The organism is Cedecea neteri (assembly GCF_000758305.1).
GTDB lineage: Bacteria > Pseudomonadota > Gammaproteobacteria > Enterobacterales > Enterobacteriaceae > Cedecea > Cedecea neteri_C.
Window position 1 is genome coordinate 2,434,589 of the sequence record NZ_CP009458.1, and the last position, 24,115, is coordinate 2,458,703.

Genomic DNA, 24,115 nt, shown 5'->3' on the forward strand with positions numbered 1-24,115 from the left:
AAGATGAAAACAATCGAAGTTGATGACGAGCTTTACCGCTATATTGCCAGCCAGACTAAACACATCGGCGAGAGCGCGTCAGACATTTTACGGCGTATGCTTAAATTTACCGCCGGGCAAACACCAGCAGCCACTTCTACGCCAGCTGCGCCTGAGCGCGCTGCGGCTCCCGTTGTTGAAGAAAAACCTGCGAACACCGCTCGTAACCGCGTGCGTGCCGTTCGTGAGCTGCTGCTTTCCGACGAGTATGCTGCCCAGAATAAAGCCGTAAACCGCTTTATGATGGTGCTGTCCACGCTGTATCAGCTGGATGCAAAAACCTTCGGCGAAGCCACTGAATCACTGCACGGCCGCACCCGCGTCTATTTTGCTGGCGATGAGCAAACGCTGCTGGCAAACGGCAATCAAACCAAGCCGAAACATGTTCCGGGCACCCCATACTGGGTGATTACCAATACGAATACTGGTCGTAAATGCAGCATGATCGAACACATCATGCAGTCAATGCAGTTCCCTGCGGAGCTGATTGAAAAGGTTTGCGGCACTATTTAAAAACCTGGCGTCAGTAAGGAAGAGCCAATGGCTAACCACGATCGTGCGGGCCAACCTGCACAACAGAGCGACTTGATTAACGTAGCCCAGCTTACGGCGCAGTATTACGTGCTTAAGCCAGTGGTGGGGAATAGCGAACACGCGGTGAAATTCGGGACCTCCGGCCACCGTGGTAGTGCCGCACGTCATAGCTTTAACGAACCTCATATTCTGGCGATTGCGCAAGCTATCGCTGAAGAACGGGCGAAGAATGGGATCACCGGTCCGTGCTATGTGGGCAAAGATACCCATGCGCTGTCCGAACCTGCGTTTATCTCCGTGCTGGAAGTGCTGGCCGCCAACGGCGTGGATGTCATTGTGCAGCAGGATAATGGCTACACGCCGACGCCTGCGATTTCTAATGCCATCCTGGTGCATAACCAAAAGGGCGGCGCTCAGGCAGACGGGATTGTGATCACGCCATCCCATAATCCACCGGACGATGGCGGCATCAAGTACAACCCGCCAAACGGTGGCCCGGCTGATACCAACGTTACCAAAGTGGTTGAAGATCGCGCTAACGCGCTGCTGGCCGACGGCCTGAAAGGCGTGAAGCGTATCTCACTGGATAAAGCCTGGGAAAGCGGTCACGTTCAGGCGCAGGATCTGGTTCAGCCGTTCATCGAAGGGCTGGTGGATATCGTCGATATGGCCGCTATTCAAAAAGCGGGCCTGAAGCTGGGCGTTGATCCCCTCGGCGGCTCTGGGATCGAGTACTGGCACCGTATTGCGAAGCACTACAACCTTGATCTGACCATCGTGAACGATCAGGTCGATCAGACCTTCCGCTTTATGCACCTGGATAAAGACGGCGCAATCCGTATGGACTGCTCCTCCGAATGTGCGATGGCGGGCCTGCTGGCGCTGCGCGACAAATTCGATCTGGCGTTTGCCAACGACCCGGATTACGACCGTCATGGCATCGTCACGCCGGCTGGTCTGATGAACCCGAACCATTACCTGGCCGTGGCTATCAACTATCTGTTCCAGCACCGCCCGCAGTGGGGCAAAGATGTGGCCGTGGGTAAAACCCTGGTTTCCTCCGCGATGATTGACCGCGTGGTGGAAGATTTGGGCCGCAAGCTGGTGGAAGTCCCGGTGGGCTTTAAGTGGTTTGTTGACGGTCTGTTCGACGGCAGCTTCGGCTTCGGTGGTGAGGAGAGCGCCGGGGCATCGTTCCTGCGCTTCAACGGCACTCCTTGGTCGACCGACAAAGACGGTATCATCATGTGTCTGCTGGCGGCAGAAATCACCGCCGTTACGGGCAAAAACCCGCAGCAGCATTACGACGAGTTAGCCGCGCGCTTTGGCGCACCGAGCTACAACCGTATTCAGGCCCCAGCCACTTCCGCACAGAAAGCCGCGCTGTCCAAGCTCTCGCCTGAAATGGTGAGCGCAGACACACTGGCAGGTGACCCGATCACCGCGCGTCTGACGGCAGCACCGGGCAACGGTGCTTCCATTGGCGGTCTGAAGGTGATGACGAAGAACGGCTGGTTTGCCGCTCGTCCGTCCGGCACAGAAGACGCCTACAAAATTTACTGTGAAAGCTTCCTGGGCGCAGAGCACCGCGAGCAGATTGAGAAAGAAGCAGTAGAGATTGTCAGCGAAGTGCTGAAAAGCGCCAAGTAATAGGTAAAAAGGCTCCTTCGGGAGCCTTTCTCTTTTAACCCAAAGCCACCATCAGCGCGCCGCAGGTGATAAGCGCCACACCTATCCCGGCAATCAGCGACACTTTCTCACCAAACAAAATCACCGCCAGAATCACCGCGAACACCACGCTCAGCTTATCGATAGGGGCGACCTTCGACACTTCGCCGCTTTTGATCGCCATAAAATAGAACAGCCAGGACAGCGCCCCGGCCACGCCGCTTAATAAAATAAACAGCAGCGCTTTTTTATCGGCAAACACCGTGCTAACAAGATTCAGTTTTCCCTGAACCACAACCACCCCAACTAAAAATAACGCCATGACCACGGCGCGAACGGCCGTGGCGGTATTGGCATCCAGATGCTGCAAACCAACCTTACCAAAAATAGCGACCAGCGCTGCCGTAGCGGCAGACAACAGGGCGTAGACTAACCATGCGCTCATAAAAGACTCCTCTTGAACCGACAAGAGGTTACTCTTTCAGAGCATAAAACGGTAGCCGATCCCGGTTTCGGTGAGCAGGTGGCGAGGGCGGGCAGGATCGCTTTCCAGTTTCTGGCGCAGGTGGCCCATATAAATCCGCAGATAGTGGCTGTGCTCCACGGCATTCGGGCCCCAAACCTGGTTAAGCAACTGGCGCTGGGTCAGGACTTTACCGTGATTATTCAGCAGAGTGGCCAGCAGGCGAAACTCAATCGGGGTCAGGTGAATTTCCTCTTCGCCGCGGGTAATGCGACGCGAAGCGAGGTCGACCCGAATTTCGGAAAACTGATAAACCGGATCGGGCTGAACGGTGCTGGCGTGGCGGCGCAGGGCGACGCGAAGCCTGGCCTGCAGTTCACCGATGCCAAACGGCTTGCTGAGAAAATCATCTGCGCCAGCATCCAGCGCAGCAATCTTCGCCTGCTCGTCACTCCGGGCCGACAGGACGATGACCGGCGTCTGGCTCCACTGGCGGAAGTCACGAATAAAATCGATGCCGTCACCGTCAGGCAGGCCGAGATCGAGAATCACCAGATCCGGCTTGCGGGTGGCGGCTTCAATCAGGCCGCGCTGCAGGGTTTCGGCATCAAACACGCGTAACGATTCATCTTCCAGCGCGGTGCGCAGAAAGCGGCGGATCTCTTTTTCATCCTCAATTATCAGAACCGTTGTCACAGCACCTCAATCATTTCAGGGAGTTCGGGGGGAGGCGATAAAGGTAGCACAACGTGGAAGCTGGCACCGCCTTCCGGGCGGTTAAGCGCATAAATTGTGCCGCCGTGAACTTCAACAATCGCCCGGCAGATAGCCAGCCCCAGCCCAACGCCAGGAATCGCTGACTCTTTGTTACCACGGGCAAATTTATCAAAAATCAGCAGCTCTTTACCAGCGGGAACCCCCGGGCCGCTGTCCCAAACTTCCAGGTCGAGCTTGTCTGCTGTCGAGGTCGCTTTGATACCGATGTTGGCTTTATAACCGGCATATTTAACCGCATTTTCCAGCAGGTTGATCAGCACGCGTTCGAACAACGGGCCGTCGACTTCAATCAGCATCAGCGGGTCAGGCAAATTAAGGGCGATATGGCGGCCGCCGAGACCCGGTTCAAGCATCTTCAGCGCGCTGCCGACGACTTCCTCCAGCGTCAGCCACTCTTTGCGAAGGTTAAAACCACCGGACTGAATACGGGCCATATCCAGCAGATTATTCACCAGCCGGGTAGTGTTCAGCACGTGCTGACGAATTTCGTTGGCCTGCGGGGCGTGTTTTGACCCTTCGCTGGCGAGATCCAGCGTGAGGATTTCCGCCTGGCCGAACAGCACGGTCAGCGGCGTGCGCAGGTCGTGCGAAAGCGCGGCCAGCAGCGAGTTGCGGATTTGCTCCCGCTCGCTGGAAAGCCGGGCCTGTTCTTCGCTGGCGGTGAGCAGCAGCCTGTCGAGCGCAGTGGCCACCAGCAGGGTAAAGGTTTCCAGCAGGCGCTGCTGTTCAGGGATCATCAGCTGGCGCAGGTTCTCCGGCTCAACGACCAGCAGGCCCAGGGTTCTTTCCGTGGTACTGAGCGGCAGGATGCGGTAAGGCACGCCCGGCAGCGTATCCGTTCCGGCGCCGGCTGGTTGACCTTTATCAAAGCTCCAGCGCGCAATCGCTTCATCCCATTGGGCGGGTTCCCCTTCGGCAGCAATGCGGCTGAGCTTCCCGTGATCGTCCGGGAGCAGTAGCAGGCTACGGGCCTGGAAGGTGTTATTAATAAACTGCACGCTGGTGGCGGCGACGTCCTGCGGCGTGCGGTCATCGGCCAACGCTTTGGACATCTCATACAGATGACGAGTGCGCTGTTCCCGGTAGCGGGCGATGCGCGCCTGGTAGCGTACCCCGGCTGTCAGATTACCGATCACCAGTCCTACGGTGAGCATCACGCCGAAGGTGAGCAGGTATTGTACGTCCGACACGGCGAGCGTGCCCCGCGGCGCAATAAAGAACAGGTCGAAGCTAATCACGTTGATGACCGTCGCGAGGACAGACGGCCAGCGGCCATAAAACAGCGCGACCATTACAACGCCAAGCAGGTAGATCATCACCAGGTTGGCGGCATCAAAGGCCACCAGCCACTGGTTGGCGATAAAGGTAATAAACGCACAGAGCACCACCGCCACGGCGCAGCCGCGCAGTTGAATGCGCCATTTCTCGCTTAGCGTTCTGGTATCCGGTGCTCTGGCCGGGGAGGGGAGCGGTTTTTCATCCAGTGCAACAATCAGCAGGTCGAGATCCGGGGCACGTTTGGCTAACCGGTCGGCGAAAGAAGTACGGTGCCACCAGCGCCGCGTGGTGTGACGGCCAATAATGATTTTGCCGAGATTGTGTTCGCGGGCGTAGCGCAGCACCGCTTTTTCTTCATTAGGGTCGGCAAGTGTGGCAGTTTCGGCTCCAAGCTCTTGGGCGAGACGCAGAGCGCTTAAAATAGTCCGGCGCTGATGTTCCGGCAGGCGGTGAAGCTGCGGCGTTTCGACGTAGACGGCGTGCCAGATGCTGCCGAGCTTGGCGGCAAGGCGAGCGGCGGTGCGAACCAGTTTTTCATTCCCGTTGCTGTGGCCGATGCACAGCAGAATGGCGTCCCGCGTGTGCCAGACTTTCTCCTGGCCCTGATTGTCCCGCCAGGCACGCATCTGATCGTCAACGCGGTCGGCTGTGCGTCGCAAGGCCAGCTCGCGCAGCGCTATCAGGTTGCCTTTGCGGAAGAAGTGCTCGATGGCGCGTTCGGCCTGGCCGGAGATATAAACCTTGCCTTCGTGCAGGCGCTGGCGGAGATCGTCCGGCGGTAAGTCAACCAGCACAACTTCGTCGGCAGCGTCGAAAATAGGATCGGGGACGGTTTCGCGTACCTGAATTCCGGTCACCCCGCCTACCACGTCATTCAGGCTTTCCAGGTGTTGAACGTTAACGGAGGTCAGAACGTCGATCCCGGCTTCGAGCAGCTCTTCTACGTCCTGCCAGCGTTTCGGATGGCGCGACCCCGGCGCGTTGGTATGCGCCAGTTCGTCCATCAGGATCAGCGCAGGGCTGCGGGCCAGAGCGGCGTCCAGGTCAAATTCCTGAACCAGACGCCCCCGGTGATGAATACGACGAGGGGGCTGAATCGTCAGCCCCTTCAACAGTTCGGCGGTTTCCTTGCGGCCGTGGGTTTCCACCACGCCCACCAGCACATCGAGGCCCTGCGCCCGCAGGCGCTGCGCCTCCTGAAGCATCGCGTAGGTTTTCCCGACGCCTGCACAGGCGCCGAAGAAGATTTTCAGTTTCCCACGCGGCTGGCGATTGACTTTCTCCAGCAGCTTATCGGGGTTGGGGCGCAGCGGCTCCTCGGTCATAACGCGTCCTTTTTACTTCGCCTGGAGATGGTCCAGCGCCAGGTTCAGCTTAACGATATTCACTACCGGCATGCCGATAAAATTCACCAGCGGCGTGGTGGTGTTTTCCGCCACCAGGCGAGCGATTTGCTCCACCGGCAGGTTTCTGGCTTTCGCCACCCGTGGGATTTGCCACGCGGTCGCTTCAGGAGAAAGCTGCCCGTCCAGGCCGCTGGCGGAGGTGGTGACTAAGTCAACGGGTACCGCTGGATTAGCCTCCGGGTTAGCCGCACGCAGCGCGCTAATGCGAGCCTTAACCTCTTTGTCCAGCTCCGGGTTGCTGGCCGCAAGGTTGCTGCCGCCGGATGCCATTGGATTATAGGGGCTATCCGAGGTGGCAGAGGGGCGGCCCTGGAAATATTTTGCGTTAGTGAAGTCCTGACCAATCAGTTCTGAACCGCGAACCTTGCCGTCTTCAACGATTAACGAGCCGTTGGCCTGAGCCGGGAACCACCATTGCCCCAGCAGCGTGGCGAGGAGGGGGTAAACCCCCCGGTAATCAGCGTCAGGATAATCAGCAGTAATAAAGCGGGGCGTAACGTAGCCATGTTCTTTTCCTCTTAGACCAGACCGAGCACGGTCAGGATCACGTCAATCACTTTGATACCAATAAACGGCACGACAATACCGCCCAGGCCATAGATCCACAGGTTGCGGCGCAGCATCGCGGCAGCGCTCAGCGGCTTGTAGCTAATGCCTTTTAGCGCCAGCGGGATGAGGCAGATGATGATCAGCGCATTGAAGATCACCGCGCTCAAAATGGCTGAAGCAGGGGAGTGCAGGTGCATCACGTTCAGCGCGTTGAGCTGCGGGTAAGTCACCGCAAACGCCGCCGGGATAATGGCGAAGTATTTCGCCACGTCGTTAGCAATACTGAAGGTGGTCAGTGACCCGCGAGTCATCAGCATTTGCTTCCCGATGTGAACCACTTCAATCAGCTTGGTCGGGTTAGAGTCCAGGTCAACCATGTTCCCGGCTTCTTTCGCTGCCTGAGTCCCGGAGTTCATGGCTACCGCTACGTCAGCCTGTGCCAGGGCCGGAGCGTCGTTGGTACCGTCGCCGGTCATCGCCACCAGACGCCCTTCGGCCTGATACTGGCGAATCAGCGCCAGTTTGGCTTCCGGCGTTGCTTCGGAAAGGAAGTCATCCACCCCGGCTTCGGCGGCGATCGCCGCGGCGGTCAGACGGTTATCCCCGGTGATCATTACCGTTTTGATGCCCATCTGGCGCAGCTGTGCAAAGCGCTCTTTAATGCCGCCTTTCACGATATCTTTCAGCGCAATCACGCCCAGAACATTAGCGCCTTCGGCAACCACCAGCGGCGTACCGCCCTGGCGGGCCACGCCTTCAACCAGCGTGTCGACCTGAGCCGGGAAGTGGCCGTTGTTCACTTCTACGTGGCGGCGAATGGCATCCACGGAACCTTTACGGATCATGCGATCCTGAATGTTGATGCCGCTCATACGGGTTTGCGCGGTAAACGGCACAAACGTTGCCTGCAGGTTCTGTACGTCGCGTTCGCGCAGGTTAAAGCGCTGTTTTGCCAGCACCACGATGCTGCGGCCTTCTGGCGTTTCATCCGCCAGTGAGGCCAGTTGTGCAGCATCGGCCAGCTCTTTTTCATCCACGCCAGGGGCAGGGAGGAAGGCTGAGGCCTGGCGGTTACCGAGCGTGATGGTGCCGGTTTTATCCAGCAGCAGGACGTCGATATCCCCGGCGGCTTCTACCGCACGGCCGCTGGTGGCGATCACGTTCGCACCCAGCATACGGCTCATCCCGGCCACGCCGATGGCGGAAAGCAGGCCGCCGATGGTGGTTGGAATCAGGCAGACCAGCAGGGCTACCAGCACGGTGACGCTAGCCGCCTGGCCGCCGTAGGCAGAGAACGGCCACAGGGTTGCGGTCGCCAGCAGCAGGACAATTGTCAGTGCTACCAGCAGGATAGTCAGGGCGATTTCGTTCGGCGTTTTACGACGCTGGGCGCTTTCCACCATGGCAATCATGCGGTCGAGGAAGGTTTCCCCTGGATTAACGCTGCACTGGATGACCAGCCAGTCAGACAGAATGCGCGTCCCGCCGGTCACTGAGGCAAAGTCGCCGCCGGATTCACGGATAACCGGGGCGGATTCCCCGGTGATAGCGCTTTCATCTACAGATGCGCCACCTTCAAGGACTTCGCCATCGCAAGGGATGATATCCCCGGCTTCCACCAGCACGACGTCGCCTTTACGCAGATCGGCTGCCGGAACGTGGTCCACCTGAGCATCATGCTGCGGGCTGCGCAGTTTGCGTGCCCAACTGGTTTTTTTCACCCCTTTCAGGCTGTTCGCCTGGGCCTTACTGCGACCTTCTGCCAGCGCTTCAGCAAAGTTGGCGAACAGCACGGTAAACCACAGCCACAGGCTGATGGCGAGCGTGAAGAGGGCATCCCCCTGCTGCAGGCCAGTGAACATCGCTATCCCAAGCAGGGTAGTGATGATGCTCCCCACCCAGACGATGAACATCACCGGGTTACGCCACTGCACCTGCGGGGCGAGCTTTTTAAAAGAATCAATTAGCGCCTGACGGATCAGGCCAGGTTCAAACAGCGCCTGTTGCTTGCGACTCATGGAAGCCTCGTAATCAGAAATTAACCAGAGAAAGGTGTTCCGCAACCGGGCCTAAAGCGAGGGCGGGGATAAAGGTCAGGGCGCCAACCAACAGCACTGTCCCAATCAGTAAACCGATAAACAGCGGGCCGTGCGTTGGCAGCGTACCGATGCTGACGGCCTGGGATTTTTTCGCAGCGAGGGAACCGGCAATCGCCATTACCGGGATAATCACCCCGAAGCGCCCAATCCACATGCACACGGCCAGCAGCATGTTCCAGAACGGCGTGTTGGTGCTCAGACCTGCGAAGGCGCTGCCGTTATTGTTCGCGGCGGAAGAAACCGCATACAGCACTTCGCTGAAGCCGTGAATCCCAGGGTTTGCCATGCCGCTGCGGCCAGCTTCCGTCATCATTGCCAGCGCGGTGCCGAGTAGCACCAGGGCTGGGGTGATAAGAATGGCCAGAGAGGTCATCTTCATTTCCGGCACGTCGATTTTCTTACCCAGGTATTCCGGGGTACGCCCAATCATCAGCCCGGCGATAAATACGGCCAGCAGCACGAACAAAAGCATGCCGTACAGGCCAGCGCCTACGCCGCCGAAGACCACTTCGCCAATCTGCATCAACCACATTGGCACCATGCCGCCCAGCGCCGTAAAGGAGTCATGCATGGCGTTGACTGCCCCGCAGGATGCGGCGGTAGTAATGACCGCAAACAGGCTGCTGTTCAGAATGCCGAAGCGGCTCTCTTTACCTTCCATGTTGATGCTGCTGTTCGCACCCAACTGGATAAAGTGCGGGTTGCCCTGCAGCTCGGCCCACATTACCACCACCACGCAGACCACGAAGATGATGGTCATTGCCCAAAGCAGCGCGCGTCCCTGACGGCGGTCGCCCACGGCTTCACCAAAGGCGAAGCAGAGCGCGGCCGGGATCAGGAAGATGGAAACCATCTGCACGAAGTTGGTCAGCGCAGTTGGGTTCTCAAACGGGTGAGAGGAGTTAGCGTTGAAGAAGCCACCGCCGTTGGTACCCAGCATTTTTATCGCTTCCTGAGAAGCCACTGGCCCCATCGGCAACAGGTGCTGAACGCCTTCGATAGTGGTGTAAGGCTGGTAAGCAGAGAAGTTCTGCAGCGAGCCCTGGCTGATAAAGAACAGCGCCATCACCAGCGAGATCGGTAGCAGGATATACAGCGTGACGCGGGTTAAATCGACCCACGCGTTGCCCAGTGTGCTGGTGGAATGGCGAGAGAAACCACGAATCAGCGCAAACACCACGGCAATGCCGGTTGCGGCGGAAACGAAGTTTTGTACCGTCAGGCCCACCATCTGGCTGAAGTAGCTCAGCGTGGTTTCGCCGCCGTAAGACTGCCAGTTAGTGTTGGAGACAAAACTGACGGCGGTGTTCAGTGCCAGGTGCCAGGAGAGACCAGGCAGATGCTGTGGGTTAAGCGGCAAGCTGTCCTGGAACAGCAGCATTGCGAACAGCAGGATCAGCCCGAAAACGTTAAATGCCAGAATCGCCATCAGATAGCGTTTCCAGCCCATTTCTTCACCTTTGCTGCCCATCAGGGACCACAAAAACGGCTCAATGCGGCCCACAATCGGCAGCGGTTCGCCGTCAATCAGTCGTGCCAGCACGGCGCCCAGCGGTTTCGCAAGGGCAAAGAGCACCAGCAGGAAGCTGGCGATCAGTAAAAATCCGGACGCAGCCATTAAAACGCCTCCGCTTTAATCAGGGCATAAACCAGGTAACCCAACAGCAAGAAGACCAGCACGATGCCGGTTATGACGCCTGCACTCACAATCCACCTCCAACGGTGCGTTAAGCATTTCGCGGCAGAATAGGATTTCGGGTGAAAAGATGTCGTAAAAGTCCGGGGGTGGGGTGTAAAAAAAGTATAAAAATGGCAAAAGCCATTAGTTAACTAATGGTTAGTATTTATTTAACCATTTTGTAACTTAATTACAGGTGAAAAGATAAATAGCGCACAAAAAAGCGCATTTATCTGGTCGGAGGAGTAGTAAACTTTCAAACAATGAGATAGTATTTTGACCAGATAACAAGTTTCGATTTTCCGACATGCGGTGTCGGTCACACATTATGAGGAGAAGCCTATGTCTTTATACAAAGAATACCCTGCGCATCAGGTCATCCTGCGTCGCACCTTAGCCGTCGCTGCCGGTGTGCTGGCGTTGCCTGTGATGCTGTTCTGGAAAGATCGTGCACGTTTTTACAGCTACCTGCACCGCGTGTGGTCCAAAACCAGCGACAAGCCGGTGTGGATGGCGCAATCCGAAGCTGGCGCCTTCGATTTTTACTAAAAGCTGAATCGATTTGACGAAAGCTACCTCCGGGTAGCTTTTTTGTTGCCTGCGTCTTGCTACACTTAGTTAACAACTTAGACGCGGGCAGTCAGAGATGTCGCTTAGTCTGGCATTGGCATTCTTCTGCCCGGAATAATTTCGCAATGTTGAACCGTCATCTAAGCGTACTGGAGACGGTCAGGCAATTAATCCAGGGAGAGTTATGCCCACCCATCTGGTCTGGTTCCGCAACGATCTACGCATTCACGATAACTACGCCTTACACGCCGCCTGCCGTAATCCCGATGCAAAAGTTATCGGATTTTTTGTCGTGACGCCCGAACAGTGGCGGCAGCATGTTATGGCGCCAAAACAGGCCGAGTTCATCTTTGAGCATTTACGAGCATTGGGCCATGCCCTGGCCGGGCGTGGGATTGAACTTCATATCCAACAGGCTGCGGATTTCGCCGCATCGGTAGACTGTATAAAAGCGTTTTGCGCTGAACAAAAGGTCGACGCGCTTTTTTACAACTACCAGTATGAAGTCAACGAGCGTGCCCGTGACGCCGCGCTGGAAAATGCCCTGGACGTGGACGTTACCGTGCAGGGATTTGATGACAGCCTGCTGCTTGCGCCGGGCAGCGTCACTACCGGTAACCACGAGATGTATAAAGTCTTTACCCCGTTCAGCAAGGCGTTTATTCGGCGTTTGCAGGAGGGCTTGCCTGAATGCGTGCCTGCGCCAAAAGCACGTGGAGAGTGTGACTTCAATGAACGCTTTGCGTTTGATATGCCCTGTGAAGCGTTTGACCGCGAACTCTTCCCGGTGGGTGAGGCGGAGGCAATTGGATTGCTGCGTAAGTTTTGCCTGCAGCCCGCGGCCGATTACCCGGAACAACGTGATTTCCCGGCGATAGAAGGGACCAGCCGGCTGTCGCCTTATCTGGCCACCGGCGTTTTGTCTCCGCGCCAGTGCCTGCATCGCCTGCTAAAAGAACACCCTAAAGCGCTGGAGGGCGAGGCCGGAGCGACCTGGCTCAACGAACTCATCTGGCGTGAATTTTACCGCCATCTGATGGTTGCGTACCCGAAGCTTTGCCGTCACCGGCCGTTTATCGCCTGGACTGATAAAGTTCGCTGGAGTGGGAATGAGGAGTGGCTTGAAGCCTGGCAGCAGGGTAAAACGGGTTACCCGATTGTCGATGCGGCGATGCGGCAACTGAACCAAACGGGCTGGATGCATAACCGTTTACGCATGGTCGTGGCGAGCTTCCTGGTGAAGGATTTACTGATCGACTGGCGCCAGGGCGAGCGCTATTTTATGTCTCAACTGATTGATGGCGATCTGGCGGCGAACAACGGTGGCTGGCAGTGGGCGGCCTCTACGGGCACCGACGCCGCGCCTTATTTTCGCATTTTTAACCCTACAACTCAGGGCGAACGCTTTGATGCTGAAGGGGATTTTATTCGCCACTGGCTACCTGAACTGAAAACTGTGCCTGGGAAACAGATTCATTCGCCGTGGGCCTGGGCCGATAAACAAAAGCAAACGCTGGACTACCCGCGCCCGATTGTTGACCATAAGCAGGCCCGACTGAATACGCTTGCCGCTTATGAAGCAGCAAGAAAATAACCGAAGAGAATAATGATGAAAAACAGTGAACTGGAACGCCTGATTAATGACAAGCTGAACAGCGCGGCAATCAGCGATTACGCCCCGAATGGCCTGCAGGTTGAAGGCCGGGAAGAGATCCGCAAGATTGTCACCGGCGTTACCGCCAGCCAGGCGCTGCTGGACGAGGCCGTGCGCCAGCAGGCCGACGCGGTGATCGTCCACCACGGTTATTTCTGGAAAAACGAATCGCCGGTGATCCGCGGCATGAAGCGCAACCGCCTGAAAGCGCTACTGGCGAACGACATCAACCTTTACGGCTGGCATTTACCGCTTGATGCCCATCCACAGCTGGGGAATAACGCCCAGCTTGGCGCGCTGCTGGGGATTGAAACGAAAGGGGAAGTTGAGCCGCTGGTGCCGTGGGGCGAATTCCCGACGCCGCTTTCCGGCGTGGAGCTGGCTTCCTGGATTGAAATGCGCTTAGGCCGCACGCCGCTGTGGTGTGGAGACACTGGCCCGGATCAGATTCGCCGAGTGGCGTGGTGTACCGGCGGTGGGCAAGGCTTTATCGATAGTGCGGCACGCTTTGGTGTGGATGCGTTTATTACCGGCGAGGTTTCCGAACAGACGATTCACTCCGCCCGCGAGCAGGGGCTGCATTTCTATGCAGCGGGTCACCATGCCACCGAGCGGGGCGGGATCCAGGCGCTTAGCGACTGGCTAAACAGCGAAACCGATCTCGACGTTATCTTTATCGACATCCCTAATCCAGCCTGATACCGGAGGGCCTGTGCAACGAGCTCGCTGCTATTTATTGGGTGAAAAAGCGGTGGTTCTTGAACTGGAGCCGCCCGTCAGACTTGCCAGCCAGCAGCGCATTTGGGGGCTGTTGCAGCGCCTGAATGCCTCTGACGAGGTGAGCGAGGCCATTCCTGGCATGAATAACATCACCGTGGTGCTGAAAGATCCCCAGAGGTTAGCGCTGGATGGCATTGAATGGCTCCAGCGCTGGTGGGAAGAAAGCGAGGCTGTCGTCCCCACGCCTCGTCAGATTGAGATTCCGGTAGTTTACGGCGGTGAGGTGGGGCCCGATCTTGATGCCGTAGCTCGGCACAATAACTTAACGCCTGAGCAGGTCGTCGCCCTGCATTCCGGCGCGGAGTACATCGTCTACTTCCTTGGTTTCCAGCCGGGGTTTGCTTATCTGGGGGGGATGCCTGATGTCCTTGCCACGCCGCGCCGTGCAGAGCCTCGACTGCAGGTTGCTGCCGGCTCTGTAGGCATTGGCGGCAGTCAAACCGGTATTTATCCGCTGGTGACGCCGGGAGGCTGGCAAATCATCGGCCGCACTTCACTCCATTTGTTCAACCCCAACGGCTCATCACCCACTTTATTGTTGCCGGGTGACTCTGTGCGTTTCGTCCCGCAACAGGGGGGCATATGCTGAATATTATTCGCGCCGGGATACAAACCAGCGTGCAGGATACGGGCCGTGAAGGGCATCGCCATTTGGGCGTGAGCCGCTGCGGCGCGCTCGATACACCCGCTCTCTCAGTCGCCAATTTACTGGTCGGGAATGCGCCTGACGCCCCCGCACTGGAAATCACGCTAGGGCAGTGCGTGATTGAATTCGGGCGTAGCGGTTGGTTTGCGCTTACCGGAGCTGGCTGCCATGCGGAACTGGATGGCAACGCCGTTTGGACGGGCTGGCGATTGCCGGTCAAAAAAGGTCAAAGGTTGACGCTGAAAAAACCTGCGCACGGTATGCGCAGCTACCTTGCCGTCGACGGTGGCCTGGATGTTCCGGAAGTGATGGGGTCATACAGCACCGATCTTAAAGCCGGCATCGGCGGCCATCATGGCCGTTTGCTGCGGGATGGCGACCGTTTATCTCTGCGTAAACCTCAGCGTAAATTTCAGCATCCTCGCGGCGTTAAGCAACTGCTTTGGGGAAATCGTATTCGTGCCGTGACCGGGCCGGAGTATCAGGAGTTCAGCCAGGCGTCGCAGGAGTGTTTCTGGCGTCTGGCCTGGCAAATTAGTCCGCAGAGTAATCGGATGGGCTATCGGCTTCAGGGACCGGAACTGGCGCGGACGACCCAGCGTGAAATGCTGTCCCATGGCCTGCTGCCGGGCGTGATTCAGGTGCCGCATAACGGCCAGCCGATTGTGCTCATGAACGATGCCCAGACAACCGGCGGCTATCCTCGCATTGCCTGCGTGATTGAGGCCGACCTTTATCACCTGGCTCAAGTCAGACTGGGGGAACCCATTCATTTTGTGCCGTGTACGCTGGCGGAGGCGCTGAAAGCGCGCCGTGAACAGGCGATTTATCTCGAGCAAATTGCCTGGCAACTGGCACAGGAAGCGTAACGTTTCAGGGAGTTTAGTATGCCGGAAGGACCGGAGATTCGCCGTGCGGCGGATAAATTGGAAGCCGCCGTGGGCGGGGAACCGTTAACCGAAGCCTGGTTTGCTTTTGAAGAGCTAAAGCCGTTTGAGGCGATGCTGGTGGGGAAAACCATCGATCGTATCGAGACCCGGGGGAAAGCGATGCTGACGCATTTTTCCAACGGTTTAACGTTGTATAGCCATAACCAGCTCTACGGCGTATGGCGAGTGGCTGACGCAGGTAAAGTAGCAGAAACGAACCGCGTGCTGCGTGTCAGGCTGCAAACAGCTAAAAAAGCCATTTTACTGTACAGCGCCTCGGACATCGAAATCCTCGATCAAGGGCAGCTTGAGCAACAGCCTTTCTTGCAGCGCGTTGGGCCGGATGTATTAGACGAGACACTGACTGTGGAACAGGTAAAAGCACGTTTGCTGTCGCCGAAGTTTCGCCGTCGGCAGTTCAGTGGGTTACTGCTCGATCAGGCTTTTCTTGCTGGTCTGGGGAATTATCTGCGCGTGGAAATCCTTTGGGAGGCGGAGCTTGCGCCGCAGCACCACGCGGAGGATTTAAGCGAAGATCAGGTTGAGCGGTTAGCGACTGCTTTACTGGCGATTCCGCGGCTTTCTTATCAGACGCGAGGCCAGGGAGACGAGAACAAACATCACGGGACTGTGTTCAGCTTTAGGGTGTTTCACCGGGCGGGTGAACCGTGCGAACGGTGTGGTGGGATTATTGAAAGAACCAATCTCTCTTCAAGGCCTTTTTACTGGTGTCCTCGCTGTCAGAAATAAAAAAAACGCGCCACAGGGCGCGTTTTTTACTCAGAAAGCGAAAAGATTACTTTTTGAGGTCGGATTTGAAATCACGTTTGTCGTAGCCAGTGTACAGCTGACGTGGACGGGCAATTTTGATGCCGTCGTCGTGCATTTCGTTCCAGTGTGCAATCCAGCCCACGGTACGCGCCATCGCGAAGATAACGGTAAACATGGAGGAAGGAATGCCCATCGCCTTCAGGATGATGCCGGAGTAGAAGTCTACGTTCGGGTAGAGTTTCTTCTCGATGAAGTACGGGTCGTTCAGCGCAATGTGTTCCAGCTCCATCGCCACTTCCAGCAGGTTGTTATCCTTCAGGTTCAGCTCTTTCAGCACTTCGTGACAGGTTTCACGCATCACGGTGGCACGCGGGTCGTAGTTTTTGTACACGCGGTGGCCGAAGCCCATCAGGCGGAACGAGTCGTTCTTGTCTTTGGCACGACGGATAAATTCTGGAATGTGCTCCACAGTACTGATTTCTTCCAGCATTTTCAGTGCAGCTTCGTTCGCGCCGCCGTGAGCCGGTCCCCACAGGGAAGCGATCCCCGCCGCGATACACGCAAATGGGTTCGCGCCAGAAGAGCCTGCGGTACGCACGGTTGATGTCGATGCGTTTTGCTCATGGTCAGCGTGCAGGATCAAAATACGATCCATTGCGCGTTCCAGAATTGGGTTAACTTTGTATTCTTCGCACGGCGTGGAGAACATCATGTTCAGGAAGTTAGCCGAGTAGGAGAGGTCGTTGCGTGGGTAAACAAACGGCTGGCCAATCGAATACTTGTAACACATTGCCGCTACGGTTGGCATTTTGGACAGCAGGCGGAATGCCGCGATTTCACGGTGACGTGGGTTATTTACGTCAAGGGAGTCGTGGTAGAACGCCGCCAACGCACCGGTTACGCCGCACAGCACGGCCATCGGATGCGAATCGCGACGGAAGCCGTGGAACAGACGGGTGATCTGCTCGTGAATCATGGTGTGGCGGGTAACGGTGGTTTTGAATTCGTCGAACTGTTCCTGAGTCGGTTTTTCACCGTTCAGCAGGATGTAGCACACTTCCAGGTAGCTGGATTCAGTGGCCAGTTGGTCAATCGGGAAACCGCGGTGCAAAAGAATGCCTTCGTCACCGTCGATATAAGTGATTTTAGATTCGCAGGATGCGGTAGAGGTGAAACCTGGGTCAAAAGTAAATACACCTTTAGAACCAAGACTACGGATATCAATTACATCCTGACCTAGCGTGCCCTTTAGCACATCAAGTTCGAGAGCATCGTCACCATTAAGGGTGAGGTTTGCTTTAGTATCAGCCATTTACGGTCTCCTTAGCGCCTTATTTCATAAGACTGCCGGGCGTCCGATTTGCATTCGAACCCACAATGGTTGGTTACCAGTTTTTTAATTGGCTCGCGGCTCTGTTTAGAGGAGTACAACCAGGGTACAGAGCGATGGGCGCTTGCAGGTAACACTCGCTTTGAGGGCGAAACTACAGCAAATCAGCGTCTTAGCAATCAGTATCATTCAAACCTGTATATCACTAATAACTGTCCTGATCTCTCGGGTCAATACCCATCCACTGTTACATAACTATTACTCAGGTGAAAGGCTGACCCTATAACTTTTGCGAATTATACGGCTTTTCTGGCCCTGTTTGTAACAAGAATGTTTAACTTTTGTCAAATCAGATGATTAAAATTTAAAATAATGTTGTTATCGTGATCCTGCTCACTGTTCCGAGCAAAACCCTTCAAACATTATGTGGGTTAATTGTAATGATTTTGTGAAGAGCCTATACTGCCGCCAGGTCTCCGGAACACCCTGCTACCGGGAGCCACCCAGCGTTGTAGCCAGATCTCTGGCCTCTGGATGTAGCTGTTTTTTGCATGACGCACAGTTATAGAAAGTTAGCGCTGTCTGACCCCGAATGCAGATCCGGAGGAAGGAAACAATAAGAAGAGCATGTGGGCGCTATTCATGATAAGAAACGTGAAAAAACAACGACCTGTCAATCTGGACCTGAAAACGATCCGGTTCCCCGTCACTGCAATCGCTTCCATCCTCCACCGCGTTTCCGGCGTGATCACATTTGTGGCGGTCGGCATTCTGCTTTGGTTGCTGGGACTGTCACTCTCCTCCCCGGAAGGTTTTCTGACCGCGTCCGCCGTGATGAGCAGCTTTATCGTTAAATTTATAATGTGGGGCATTCTGACGGCTCTGGCCTATCACGTGGTGGTCGGTATCCGCCATCTGCTGATGGACTTTGGCTATCTGGAAGAGACCTTTGTAGCGGGCAAACGATCCGCACATATCTCCTTTGTTATTACTGTCGTGCTTTCAATTCTTGCAGGAGTCCTCGTATGGTAAGCAATGCCTCCGCATTGGGTCGCAATGGCGTGCACGATTATGTGCTGGTTCGCGCTACCGCCATCGTACTCACCCTGTACATCATCTACATGATTGGCTTCTTCGCTGTCACCGGCGAGCTGACCTACGACGTCTGGCACGGCTTCTTTGCCTCTGCCTTCACCAAAGTTTTCACCCTGCTGGCACTGTTCTCTATTTTGATCCATGCCTGGATTGGCATGTGGCAGGTGTTGACCGACTACGTTAAACCGCTGGCGATTCGCCTTCCTTTACAGCTGCTGATTGTTGTCGCGCTGTTGGTTTACGTCATTTATGGATTCGTTGTGGTGTGGGGTGTGTAATGAAACTGCCAGTCAGAGAATTTGATGCTGTAGTGATTGGTGCCGGCGGCGCAGGTATGCGCGCGGCGCTACAGATTTCCCAGAGCGGCCAGACCTGTGCGCTGCTTTCTAAAGTGTTCCCGACCCGTTCCCATACCGTATCCGCGCAGGGTGGCATCACCGTCGCGCTCGGTAATACCCATGAAGACAACTGGGAATGGCACATGTACGACACGGTAAAAGGTTCCGACTACATCGGTGACCAGGACGCCATCGAATATATGTGTAAAACCGGCCCGGAAGCGATTCTGGAACTGGACCACATGGGCCTGCCTTTCTCCCGTCTGGAAAACGGCACCATTTATCAACGCCCGTTCGGCGGCCAGTCGAAAGACTTCGGCGGCGAGCAGGCGGCACGTACTGCAGCAGCCGCTGACCGTACCGGCCACGCGCTGCTGCACACTTTGTATCAGCAGAACCTGAAAAACCACACCACCATCTTCTCCGAGTGGTATGCGCTTGATCTGGTGAAAAACGCCGATGGCGCGGTGGTTGGCTGTACCGCGCTGTGCATCGAAACCGGTGAAGTCGTTTACTTCAAAGCCCGCGCAACCGTGCTGGCAACCGGTGGTGCGGGTCGTATCTATCAGTCCACCACCAATGCCCACATCAACACCGGTGACGGCGTCGGTATGGCTATCCGTGCTGGCGTGCCGGTGCAGGATATGGAAATGTGGCAGTTCCACCCAACCGGTATCGCCGGGGCAGGGGTTCTGGTCACAGAAGGCTGCCGCGGTGAAGGCGGTTACCTGCTGAACAAACACGGCGAGCGCTTCATGGAGCGTTACGCCCCGAATGCGAAAGACCTGGCGGGTCGTGACGTGGTGGCGCGTTCCATCATGATCGAGATCCGTGAAGGCCGTGGCTGTGATGGTCCATGGGGTCCACACGCCAAGCTGAAACTCGATCACCTGGGTAAAGAAGTGCTGGAATCCCGCCTGCCGGGTATTCTGGAACTGTCCCGTACCTTCGCCCACGTCGATCCGGTGAAAGAGCCGATCCCGGTAATTCCAACCTGCCACTATATGATGGGCGGTATTCCGACCAAAGTAACTGGTCAGGCGCTGACCGTGAACGAGCAGGGCGAAGATGTAGTTATCCCTGGTTTGTTCGCCGTGGGCGAAATCGCGTGTGTTTCCGTACACGGTGCGAACCGTCTGGGCGGCAACTCTCTGCTTGACCTGGTGGTGTTCGGGCGTGCTGTTGGCCTGCACCTGCAGGAATCCATTGCCGAGCAGGGCGATCTGCTTGACGCAACCGACGCTGAAATCGACGCCTCCCTTGAGCGCCTCAACCGCTGGAACGGCAACCGTAACGGTGAAGATCCGGTGGAAATCCGCAAAGCGCTGCAGGAATGTATGCAGCACAACTTCTCGGTGTTCCGTGAAGGTGACGCGATGGCCAAAGGGCTTGAGCAGCTGAAAGCAATCCGTGAGCGCCTGAAAAATGCCCGTCTGGACGACACTTCCAGCGAGTTCAACACCCAGCGCGTTGAGTGTCTGGAGCTGGATAACCTGATGGAAACCGCTTACGCCACTGCGGTGTCGGCCAACTTCCGTACCGAGAGCCGTGGCGCACATAGCCGCTTCGACTTCCCGGAGCGTGATGACGAAAACTGGCTGTGCCATTCCCTGTATCTGCCAGAGACGGAATCCATGACGCGTCGTAGCGTCAACATGGAACCGAAACTGCGTCCGGCGTTCCCGCCGAAGATTCGTACTTATTAATGCGGAGACAGGACAATGAAACTCGAATTCTCAGTTTATCGTTATAACCCGGATGTAGACGACGCTCCGCGCATGCAGGATTACACCCTGGAAGCGGAAGACGGTCGCGACATGATGCTGCTTGACGCTTTAATGCAGCTGAAAGAAAAAGATCCTAGTCTGTCCTTCCGTCGCTCTTGTCGTGAAGGGGTTTGTGGCTCTGACGGCCTGAACATGAACGGCAAAAACGGGCTGGCCTGTATCACGCCAATCTCGGCGCTCGGTAACGGTAAGCAGAAGATAGTCATCCGTCCTCTGCCTGGCCTGCCGGTGATCCGCGATCTGGTGGTAGACATGGGGCAATTCTATGCTCAATATGAGAAGATTAAGCCTTACTTGTTGAATAATGGGCAAAATCCACCCGCTCGTGAGCATTTGCAGTCGCCTGAGCAGCGTGAAAAACTGGATGGTCTGTACGAGTGTATTCTTTGCGCTTGCTGCTCGACTTCTTGCCCGTCGTTCTGGTGGAACCCGGACAAGTTTATCGGCCCGGCCGGTTTGCTGGCGGCGTATCGCTTCCTGATCGACAGCCGCGACACCGAAACGGACGCGCGTCTGGACGGCCTGAGCGATGCTTTCAGCGTATTCCGTTGCCACAGCATTATGAACTGCGTCAGCGTTTGTCCTAAGGGGCTGAACCCGACGAAAGCTATCGGCCATATCAAGTCGATGCTGTTGCAAAAAAGCGCTTAAGTTAGAAAAGTACCCTCTCCTCGTAGGGGAGAGGGTACAAATTGCAGGAAATCTTTAAAAACTGCCGACGATCTTCCCTTTCTCATGTAAGGGGAAGGGTTAGGGGAAACCCTTAAGACAGTTTCTAAAGGTTCCTTCGCGGGCCGCCCTCCACGGCAACAGGCTCGAAGAAAGTGAACCCTGGAACGTATACCTGTATACCCTACGGTGTGCGTTATAGTTATCCACGGCGAAATAAGCATAAAATGCTTAAGGGATCACGATGCAGAACGGCGCGATGAAGCCCTGGCTGGACTCTTCCTGGCTGGCGGGCGCAAACCAGTCCTACATAGAGCAGCTCTATGAAGACTTCTTAACCGATCCTGACTCTGTTGATGCGCACTGGCGCACCATGTTCCAGCAGTTACCTGGCACCGGAGCCAGACCGGATCAATTCCATTCAAAAACGCGTGATTATTTCCGTCGTCTGGCGAAGGATGCCTCACGTTACTCCACCGCAATCACCGATCCTGACACCGATGCCAAACAGGTAAAAGTGTTGCAGCTGATCAACGCCTGGCGTTTCCGCGGCCATCAGGCGGCTAAGCTCGATCCGCTTGGGCTTTGGCAGCAGGAAACGGTTGCCGATCTGGATCCGGCGTTCCATAACCTGACCGAAGAAGATTTGCAGCAGAGCTTCAACGTGGGATCGTTTGCCATCGGCAAAGAGACCATGAAGCTTGCCGACCTGATCGCTGCGCTGAAGCAAACCTACGGTGGGTCGATCGGTGCGGAATACATGCACATCACCAATACCGAAGAAAAACGCTGGATCCAGCAGCGCATCGAATCGGTAGCTGGTCGTTCAAGCTTTACTCAGGAAGAGAAAAAACGTTTCCTGAGCGAGCTGACTGCAGCAGAAGGTCTGGAACGTTACCTGGGTGCAAAATTCCCAGGCGCGAAACGCTTCTCGCTGGAAGGCGGCGACGCGCTGGTACCGATGCTCAAAGAGATGATTCGCCACGCCGGCAAGAGCGGCACGCGCGAAGTGGTGCTGGGTATGGCGCACCGTGGTCGTCTTAACGTACTGATCAACGTACTGGGTAAAAAACCGCAGGATCTGTTCGACGAATTTGCGGGCAAACATAAAGAACATCTCGGCACCGGCGACGTGAAGTACCACATGGGCTTCTCTTCCGATGTTGAAACCGAAGGCGGCCTGGTTCACCTGGCGCTGGCATTCAACCCGTCACACCTGGAAATCGTTAGCCCGGTGGTTATCGGTTCCGTGCGTGCGCGTCTGGATCGTCTGGATAAGCCAGGCAGCAACCAGGTATTGCCAATCACCATTCACGGTGATGCCGCGGTAGCCGGGCAGGGCGTGGTTCAGGAAACCCTGAATATGTCCAAAGCGCGTGGCTACGAAGTGGGCGGTACCGTGCGTATCGTTATCAACAACCAGATTGGTTTCACCACCTCTAACCCGCTGGATGCGCGTTCCACGCCATACTGTACCGACATCGGTAAGATGGTGATGGCGCCGATTTTCCACGTGAATGCGGATGACCCGGAAGCCGTAGCTTTCGTGACCCGTCTGGCGCTGGACTTCCGTAACACCTTCAAACGTGACGTGTTTATCGACCTGGTTTGCTATCGCCGTCACGGGCACAACGAAGCTGACGAGCCAAGCGCAACGCAGCCGGTGATGTACCAGAAGATCAAAAAACATCCGACCCCACGCAAGATCTACGCAGACAAACTGGAGCAGGACAAACTGGCCACGCTGGAAGATGCCACCGAAATGGTGAATCTGTACCGCGATGCGCTGGATGCCGGCGAATGTGTCGTGCAAGAGTGGCGTCCGATGAACATGCACTCCTTTACCTGGTCGCCGTACCTCAACCACGAGTGGGATGAAAGCTACCCGAATAAAGTTGAGATGAAGCGCGTTCAGGAACTGGCTAAGCGCATCAGCACCGTGCCGGAAGCCGTAGAGATGCAGTCCCGCGTGGCGAAAATCTACAGCGACCGTCAGGACATGGCGAACGGCAATAAACTGTTCGACTGGGGTGCAGCGGAAAACCTGGCTTATGCAACGCTGGTGGATGAAGGCGTGTCCGTTCGTCTGTCCGGTGAAGATGCTGGCCGTGGGACCTTCTTCCACCGTCACGCTGTTATCCATAACCAGACCAACGGCTCTACCTATACGCCACTGGCGCACGTTCACAACAGCCAGGGTATCTTCAAAGTCTGGGATTCCGTGCTGTCTGAAGAAGCAGTGCTGGCCTTTGAATACGGCTATGCCACGGCAGAACCTCGCACCCTGACTATTTGGGAAGCGCAGTTCGGCGACTTCGCCAACGGGGCACAGGTGGTGATTGACCAGTTCATCAGCTCCGGCGAGCAGAAATGGGGCCGTATGTGTGGCCTGGTGATGCTGCTGCCGCACGGCTATGAAGGGCAAGGTCCAGAGCACTCCTCCGCTCGTCTGGAACGTTACCTCCAGCTGTGTGCCGAGCAGAACATGCAGGTTTGCGTGCCATCTACTCCGGCTCAGGTTTATCACATGCTGCGTCGTCAGGCGCTGCGCGGGATGCGCCGTCCGCTGGTGGTGATGTCACCGAAATCTCTGCTGCGCCATCCGCTGGCAGTTTCCAGCCTCGACGAACTGGCCAACGGCACGTTCCAGCCGGCAATTGGTGAGATTGACGAACTGGATCCGAAAGGCGTGAAGCGCGTTGTTCTGTGTTCCGGTAAGGTCTACTACGACCTGCTTGAGCAGCGCCGTAAGAATGAGCAGAAGGATGTGGCGATTGTGCGTATCGAGCAGCTCTATCCGTTCCCGCATCAGGCGGTACAGGAAGCGCTGAAGCCGTTCGCTCACGTACACGACTTCGTCTGGTGCCAGGAAGAGCCGCTGAACCAGGGCGCCTGGTACTGCAGCCAGCACCACTTCCGCGAAGTGATTCCGTTTGGGTCCGCTCTGCGTTATGCAGGTCGCCCGGCCTCCGCCTCTCCGGCGGTAGGGTATATGTCCGTTCACCAGAAGCAACAGCAAGATCTGGTTAATGACGCGCTGAACGTCGAATAAATT

20 protein-coding genes and 1 pseudogene are annotated in these 24,115 nt (G+C 56.3%); 13 read left to right on the forward strand and 8 right to left on the reverse strand.

Annotated features, from left to right (window positions below):
- Positions 1–3: 3 nt before the first annotated feature.
- Both seqA and pgm read left to right on the forward strand, forming a co-directional pair.
- Positions 4–552 (forward strand): replication initiation negative regulator SeqA, encoded by a 549-nt coding sequence (seqA, locus tag LH23_RS11410; RefSeq protein ID WP_039291202.1) that lies wholly within the window; start codon positions 4–6, stop codon positions 550–552.
- A 27-nt stretch (positions 553–579) separates the two neighbouring features.
- Positions 580–2,223: a phosphoglucomutase (alpha-D-glucose-1,6-bisphosphate-dependent) gene (gene pgm, locus LH23_RS11415; protein ID WP_039291204.1), complete on the forward strand. Its 1,644-nt coding sequence runs from the start codon at positions 580–582 to the stop codon at positions 2,221–2,223.
- Positions 2,224–2,257: 34 nt separating this feature from the next.
- Here pgm and LH23_RS11420 read toward each other — a convergent pair whose 3' ends face one another.
- The 7 genes and pseudogenes from LH23_RS11420 to kdpF all read right to left on the reverse strand — a co-directional run bounded on the left by LH23_RS11420 (position 2,258) and on the right by kdpF (position 10,520).
- Entirely contained in the window at positions 2,258–2,686 is a 429-nt protein-coding gene (locus LH23_RS11420) for an EamA family transporter (RefSeq protein ID WP_039291206.1), read from the reverse strand.
- A gap of 36 nt (positions 2,687–2,722) precedes the next feature.
- Positions 2,723–3,400 carry a two-component system response regulator KdpE gene (kdpE, locus tag LH23_RS11425; protein ID WP_008456119.1) on the reverse strand — a complete coding sequence of 226 codons (678 nt, stop codon included), beginning with the start codon at positions 3,398–3,400 and terminating at the stop codon, positions 2,723–2,725.
- The gene (kdpD, locus tag LH23_RS11430) at positions 3,397–6,084 is read right to left on the reverse strand and encodes a two-component system sensor histidine kinase KdpD (protein ID WP_039291208.1); all 2,688 of its coding nucleotides are present in this window, start codon (positions 6,082–6,084) and stop codon (positions 3,397–3,399) included. The genes kdpE and kdpD overlap by 4 nt, the downstream gene beginning before the upstream one ends.
- A 12-nt stretch (positions 6,085–6,096) precedes the next feature.
- Positions 6,097–6,671: pseudogene (kdpC, locus tag LH23_RS11435) on the reverse strand (potassium-transporting ATPase subunit KdpC).
- Between the two features lie 12 nt (positions 6,672–6,683).
- The gene (gene kdpB / locus LH23_RS11440) at positions 6,684–8,732 is read right to left on the reverse strand and encodes a potassium-transporting ATPase subunit KdpB (RefSeq protein WP_039291210.1); all 2,049 of its coding nucleotides are present in this window, start codon (positions 8,730–8,732) and stop codon (positions 6,684–6,686) included.
- Positions 8,733–8,745: 13 nt separating this feature from the next.
- Positions 8,746–10,431 (reverse strand): potassium-transporting ATPase subunit KdpA, encoded by a 1,686-nt coding sequence (gene kdpA, locus LH23_RS11445; protein WP_039291212.1) that lies wholly within the window; start codon positions 10,429–10,431, stop codon positions 8,746–8,748.
- Positions 10,431–10,520, reverse strand: coding sequence for a K(+)-transporting ATPase subunit F (gene kdpF, locus LH23_RS23405; RefSeq protein ID WP_008456132.1), 90 nt, complete (start codon positions 10,518–10,520; stop codon positions 10,431–10,433). The genes kdpA and kdpF overlap by 1 nt, the downstream gene beginning before the upstream one ends.
- 313 nt (positions 10,521–10,833) lie before the next feature.
- On the opposite strand from kdpF, the gene LH23_RS11455 reads away from it, so the two are divergent.
- From LH23_RS11455 to nei, 6 genes are all read left to right on the forward strand, one after another.
- Positions 10,834–11,040 (forward strand): YbfA family protein, encoded by a 207-nt coding sequence (locus LH23_RS11455; protein ID WP_039291213.1) that lies wholly within the window; start codon positions 10,834–10,836, stop codon positions 11,038–11,040.
- Positions 11,041–11,245: 205 nt separating this feature from the next.
- A complete protein-coding gene (gene phrB / locus LH23_RS11460; protein WP_039291215.1) occupies positions 11,246–12,655 on the forward strand; it encodes a deoxyribodipyrimidine photo-lyase in 1,410 nt (469 codons plus the stop codon).
- 15 nt (positions 12,656–12,670) lie between these two features.
- A complete protein-coding gene (locus LH23_RS11465) occupies positions 12,671–13,414 on the forward strand; it encodes a type 2 GTP cyclohydrolase I (protein WP_039296600.1) in 744 nt (247 codons plus the stop codon).
- 13 nt (positions 13,415–13,427) lie between these two features.
- Positions 13,428–14,084 carry a 5-oxoprolinase subunit PxpB gene (gene pxpB, locus LH23_RS11470; RefSeq protein ID WP_039291216.1) on the forward strand — a complete coding sequence of 219 codons (657 nt, stop codon included), beginning with the start codon at positions 13,428–13,430 and terminating at the stop codon, positions 14,082–14,084.
- Complete coding sequence (pxpC, locus tag LH23_RS11475; protein ID WP_039291218.1) at positions 14,078–15,010, forward strand: 5-oxoprolinase subunit PxpC; 933 nt, start codon at positions 14,078–14,080, stop codon at positions 15,008–15,010. The genes pxpB and pxpC overlap by 7 nt, the downstream gene beginning before the upstream one ends.
- Positions 15,011–15,028: 18 nt before the next feature.
- The gene (gene nei / locus LH23_RS11480) at positions 15,029–15,820 is read left to right on the forward strand and encodes an endonuclease VIII (protein ID WP_039291219.1); all 792 of its coding nucleotides are present in this window, start codon (positions 15,029–15,031) and stop codon (positions 15,818–15,820) included.
- Between the two features lie 46 nt (positions 15,821–15,866).
- Here nei and LH23_RS11485 read toward each other — a convergent pair whose 3' ends face one another.
- The gene (locus LH23_RS11485; protein ID WP_008456139.1) at positions 15,867–17,153 is read right to left on the reverse strand and encodes a citrate synthase; all 1,287 of its coding nucleotides are present in this window, start codon (positions 17,151–17,153) and stop codon (positions 15,867–15,869) included.
- Between the two features lie 645 nt (positions 17,154–17,798).
- Between LH23_RS11485 and sdhC the strand changes: the two genes are divergently transcribed.
- The 5 genes from sdhC (at position 17,799) to sucA (ending at position 24,112) form a co-directional block, all read left to right on the forward strand.
- A complete protein-coding gene (gene sdhC, locus LH23_RS11490; protein WP_039291221.1) occupies positions 17,799–18,203 on the forward strand; it encodes a succinate dehydrogenase cytochrome b556 subunit in 405 nt (134 codons plus the stop codon).
- Positions 18,197–18,544, forward strand: a complete 348-nt coding sequence (sdhD, locus tag LH23_RS11495; protein WP_008456141.1) for a succinate dehydrogenase membrane anchor subunit — start codon at positions 18,197–18,199, stop codon at positions 18,542–18,544. The genes sdhC and sdhD overlap by 7 nt, the downstream gene beginning before the upstream one ends.
- Entirely contained in the window at positions 18,544–20,310 is a 1,767-nt protein-coding gene (sdhA, locus tag LH23_RS11500) for a succinate dehydrogenase flavoprotein subunit (RefSeq protein WP_008456142.1), read from the forward strand. Before sdhD ends, sdhA begins: the two co-directional genes overlap by 1 nt.
- 15 nt (positions 20,311–20,325) lie before the next feature.
- Positions 20,326–21,042: a succinate dehydrogenase iron-sulfur subunit gene (locus LH23_RS11505; protein WP_039291222.1), complete on the forward strand. Its 717-nt coding sequence runs from the start codon at positions 20,326–20,328 to the stop codon at positions 21,040–21,042.
- A gap of 262 nt (positions 21,043–21,304) precedes the next feature.
- On the forward strand, positions 21,305–24,112 hold the full coding sequence (gene sucA / locus LH23_RS11510; RefSeq protein WP_039291224.1) for a 2-oxoglutarate dehydrogenase E1 component: 2,808 nt from the start codon (positions 21,305–21,307) through the stop codon (positions 24,110–24,112).
- Positions 24,113–24,115 lie beyond the last annotated feature (3 nt).

Coding starts and splice junctions, on each gene's coding strand:
- seqA (WP_039291202.1), top strand. CDS start 4: ATGAAAACAATCGAAGTTGATGACGAGCTTTACCGCTATATTGCCAGC.
- pgm (WP_039291204.1), top strand. CDS start 580: ATGGCTAACCACGATCGTGCGGGCCAACCTGCACAACAGAGCGACTTG.
- LH23_RS11420 (WP_039291206.1), bottom strand. CDS start 2,686: ATGAGCGCATGGTTAGTCTACGCCCTGTTGTCTGCCGCTACGGCAGCG.
- kdpD (WP_039291208.1), bottom strand. CDS start 6,084: ATGACCGAGGAGCCGCTGCGCCCCAACCCCGATAAGCTGCTGGAGAAA.
- kdpB (WP_039291210.1), bottom strand. CDS start 8,732: ATGAGTCGCAAGCAACAGGCGCTGTTTGAACCTGGCCTGATCCGTCAG.
- kdpA (WP_039291212.1), bottom strand. CDS start 10,431: ATGGCTGCGTCCGGATTTTTACTGATCGCCAGCTTCCTGCTGGTGCTC.
- LH23_RS11455 (WP_039291213.1), top strand. CDS start 10,834: ATGTCTTTATACAAAGAATACCCTGCGCATCAGGTCATCCTGCGTCGC.
- phrB (WP_039291215.1), top strand. CDS start 11,246: ATGCCCACCCATCTGGTCTGGTTCCGCAACGATCTACGCATTCACGAT.
- LH23_RS11465 (WP_039296600.1), top strand. CDS start 12,671: ATGAAAAACAGTGAACTGGAACGCCTGATTAATGACAAGCTGAACAGC.
- pxpC (WP_039291218.1), top strand. CDS start 14,078: ATGCTGAATATTATTCGCGCCGGGATACAAACCAGCGTGCAGGATACG.
- nei (WP_039291219.1), top strand. CDS start 15,029: ATGCCGGAAGGACCGGAGATTCGCCGTGCGGCGGATAAATTGGAAGCC.
- LH23_RS11485 (WP_008456139.1), bottom strand. CDS start 17,153: ATGGCTGATACTAAAGCAAACCTCACCCTTAATGGTGACGATGCTCTC.
- sdhC (WP_039291221.1), top strand. CDS start 17,799: ATGTGGGCGCTATTCATGATAAGAAACGTGAAAAAACAACGACCTGTC.
- sdhD (WP_008456141.1), top strand. CDS start 18,197: ATGGTAAGCAATGCCTCCGCATTGGGTCGCAATGGCGTGCACGATTAT.
- sdhA (WP_008456142.1), top strand. CDS start 18,544: ATGAAACTGCCAGTCAGAGAATTTGATGCTGTAGTGATTGGTGCCGGC.
- LH23_RS11505 (WP_039291222.1), top strand. CDS start 20,326: ATGAAACTCGAATTCTCAGTTTATCGTTATAACCCGGATGTAGACGAC.
- sucA (WP_039291224.1), top strand. CDS start 21,305: ATGCAGAACGGCGCGATGAAGCCCTGGCTGGACTCTTCCTGGCTGGCG.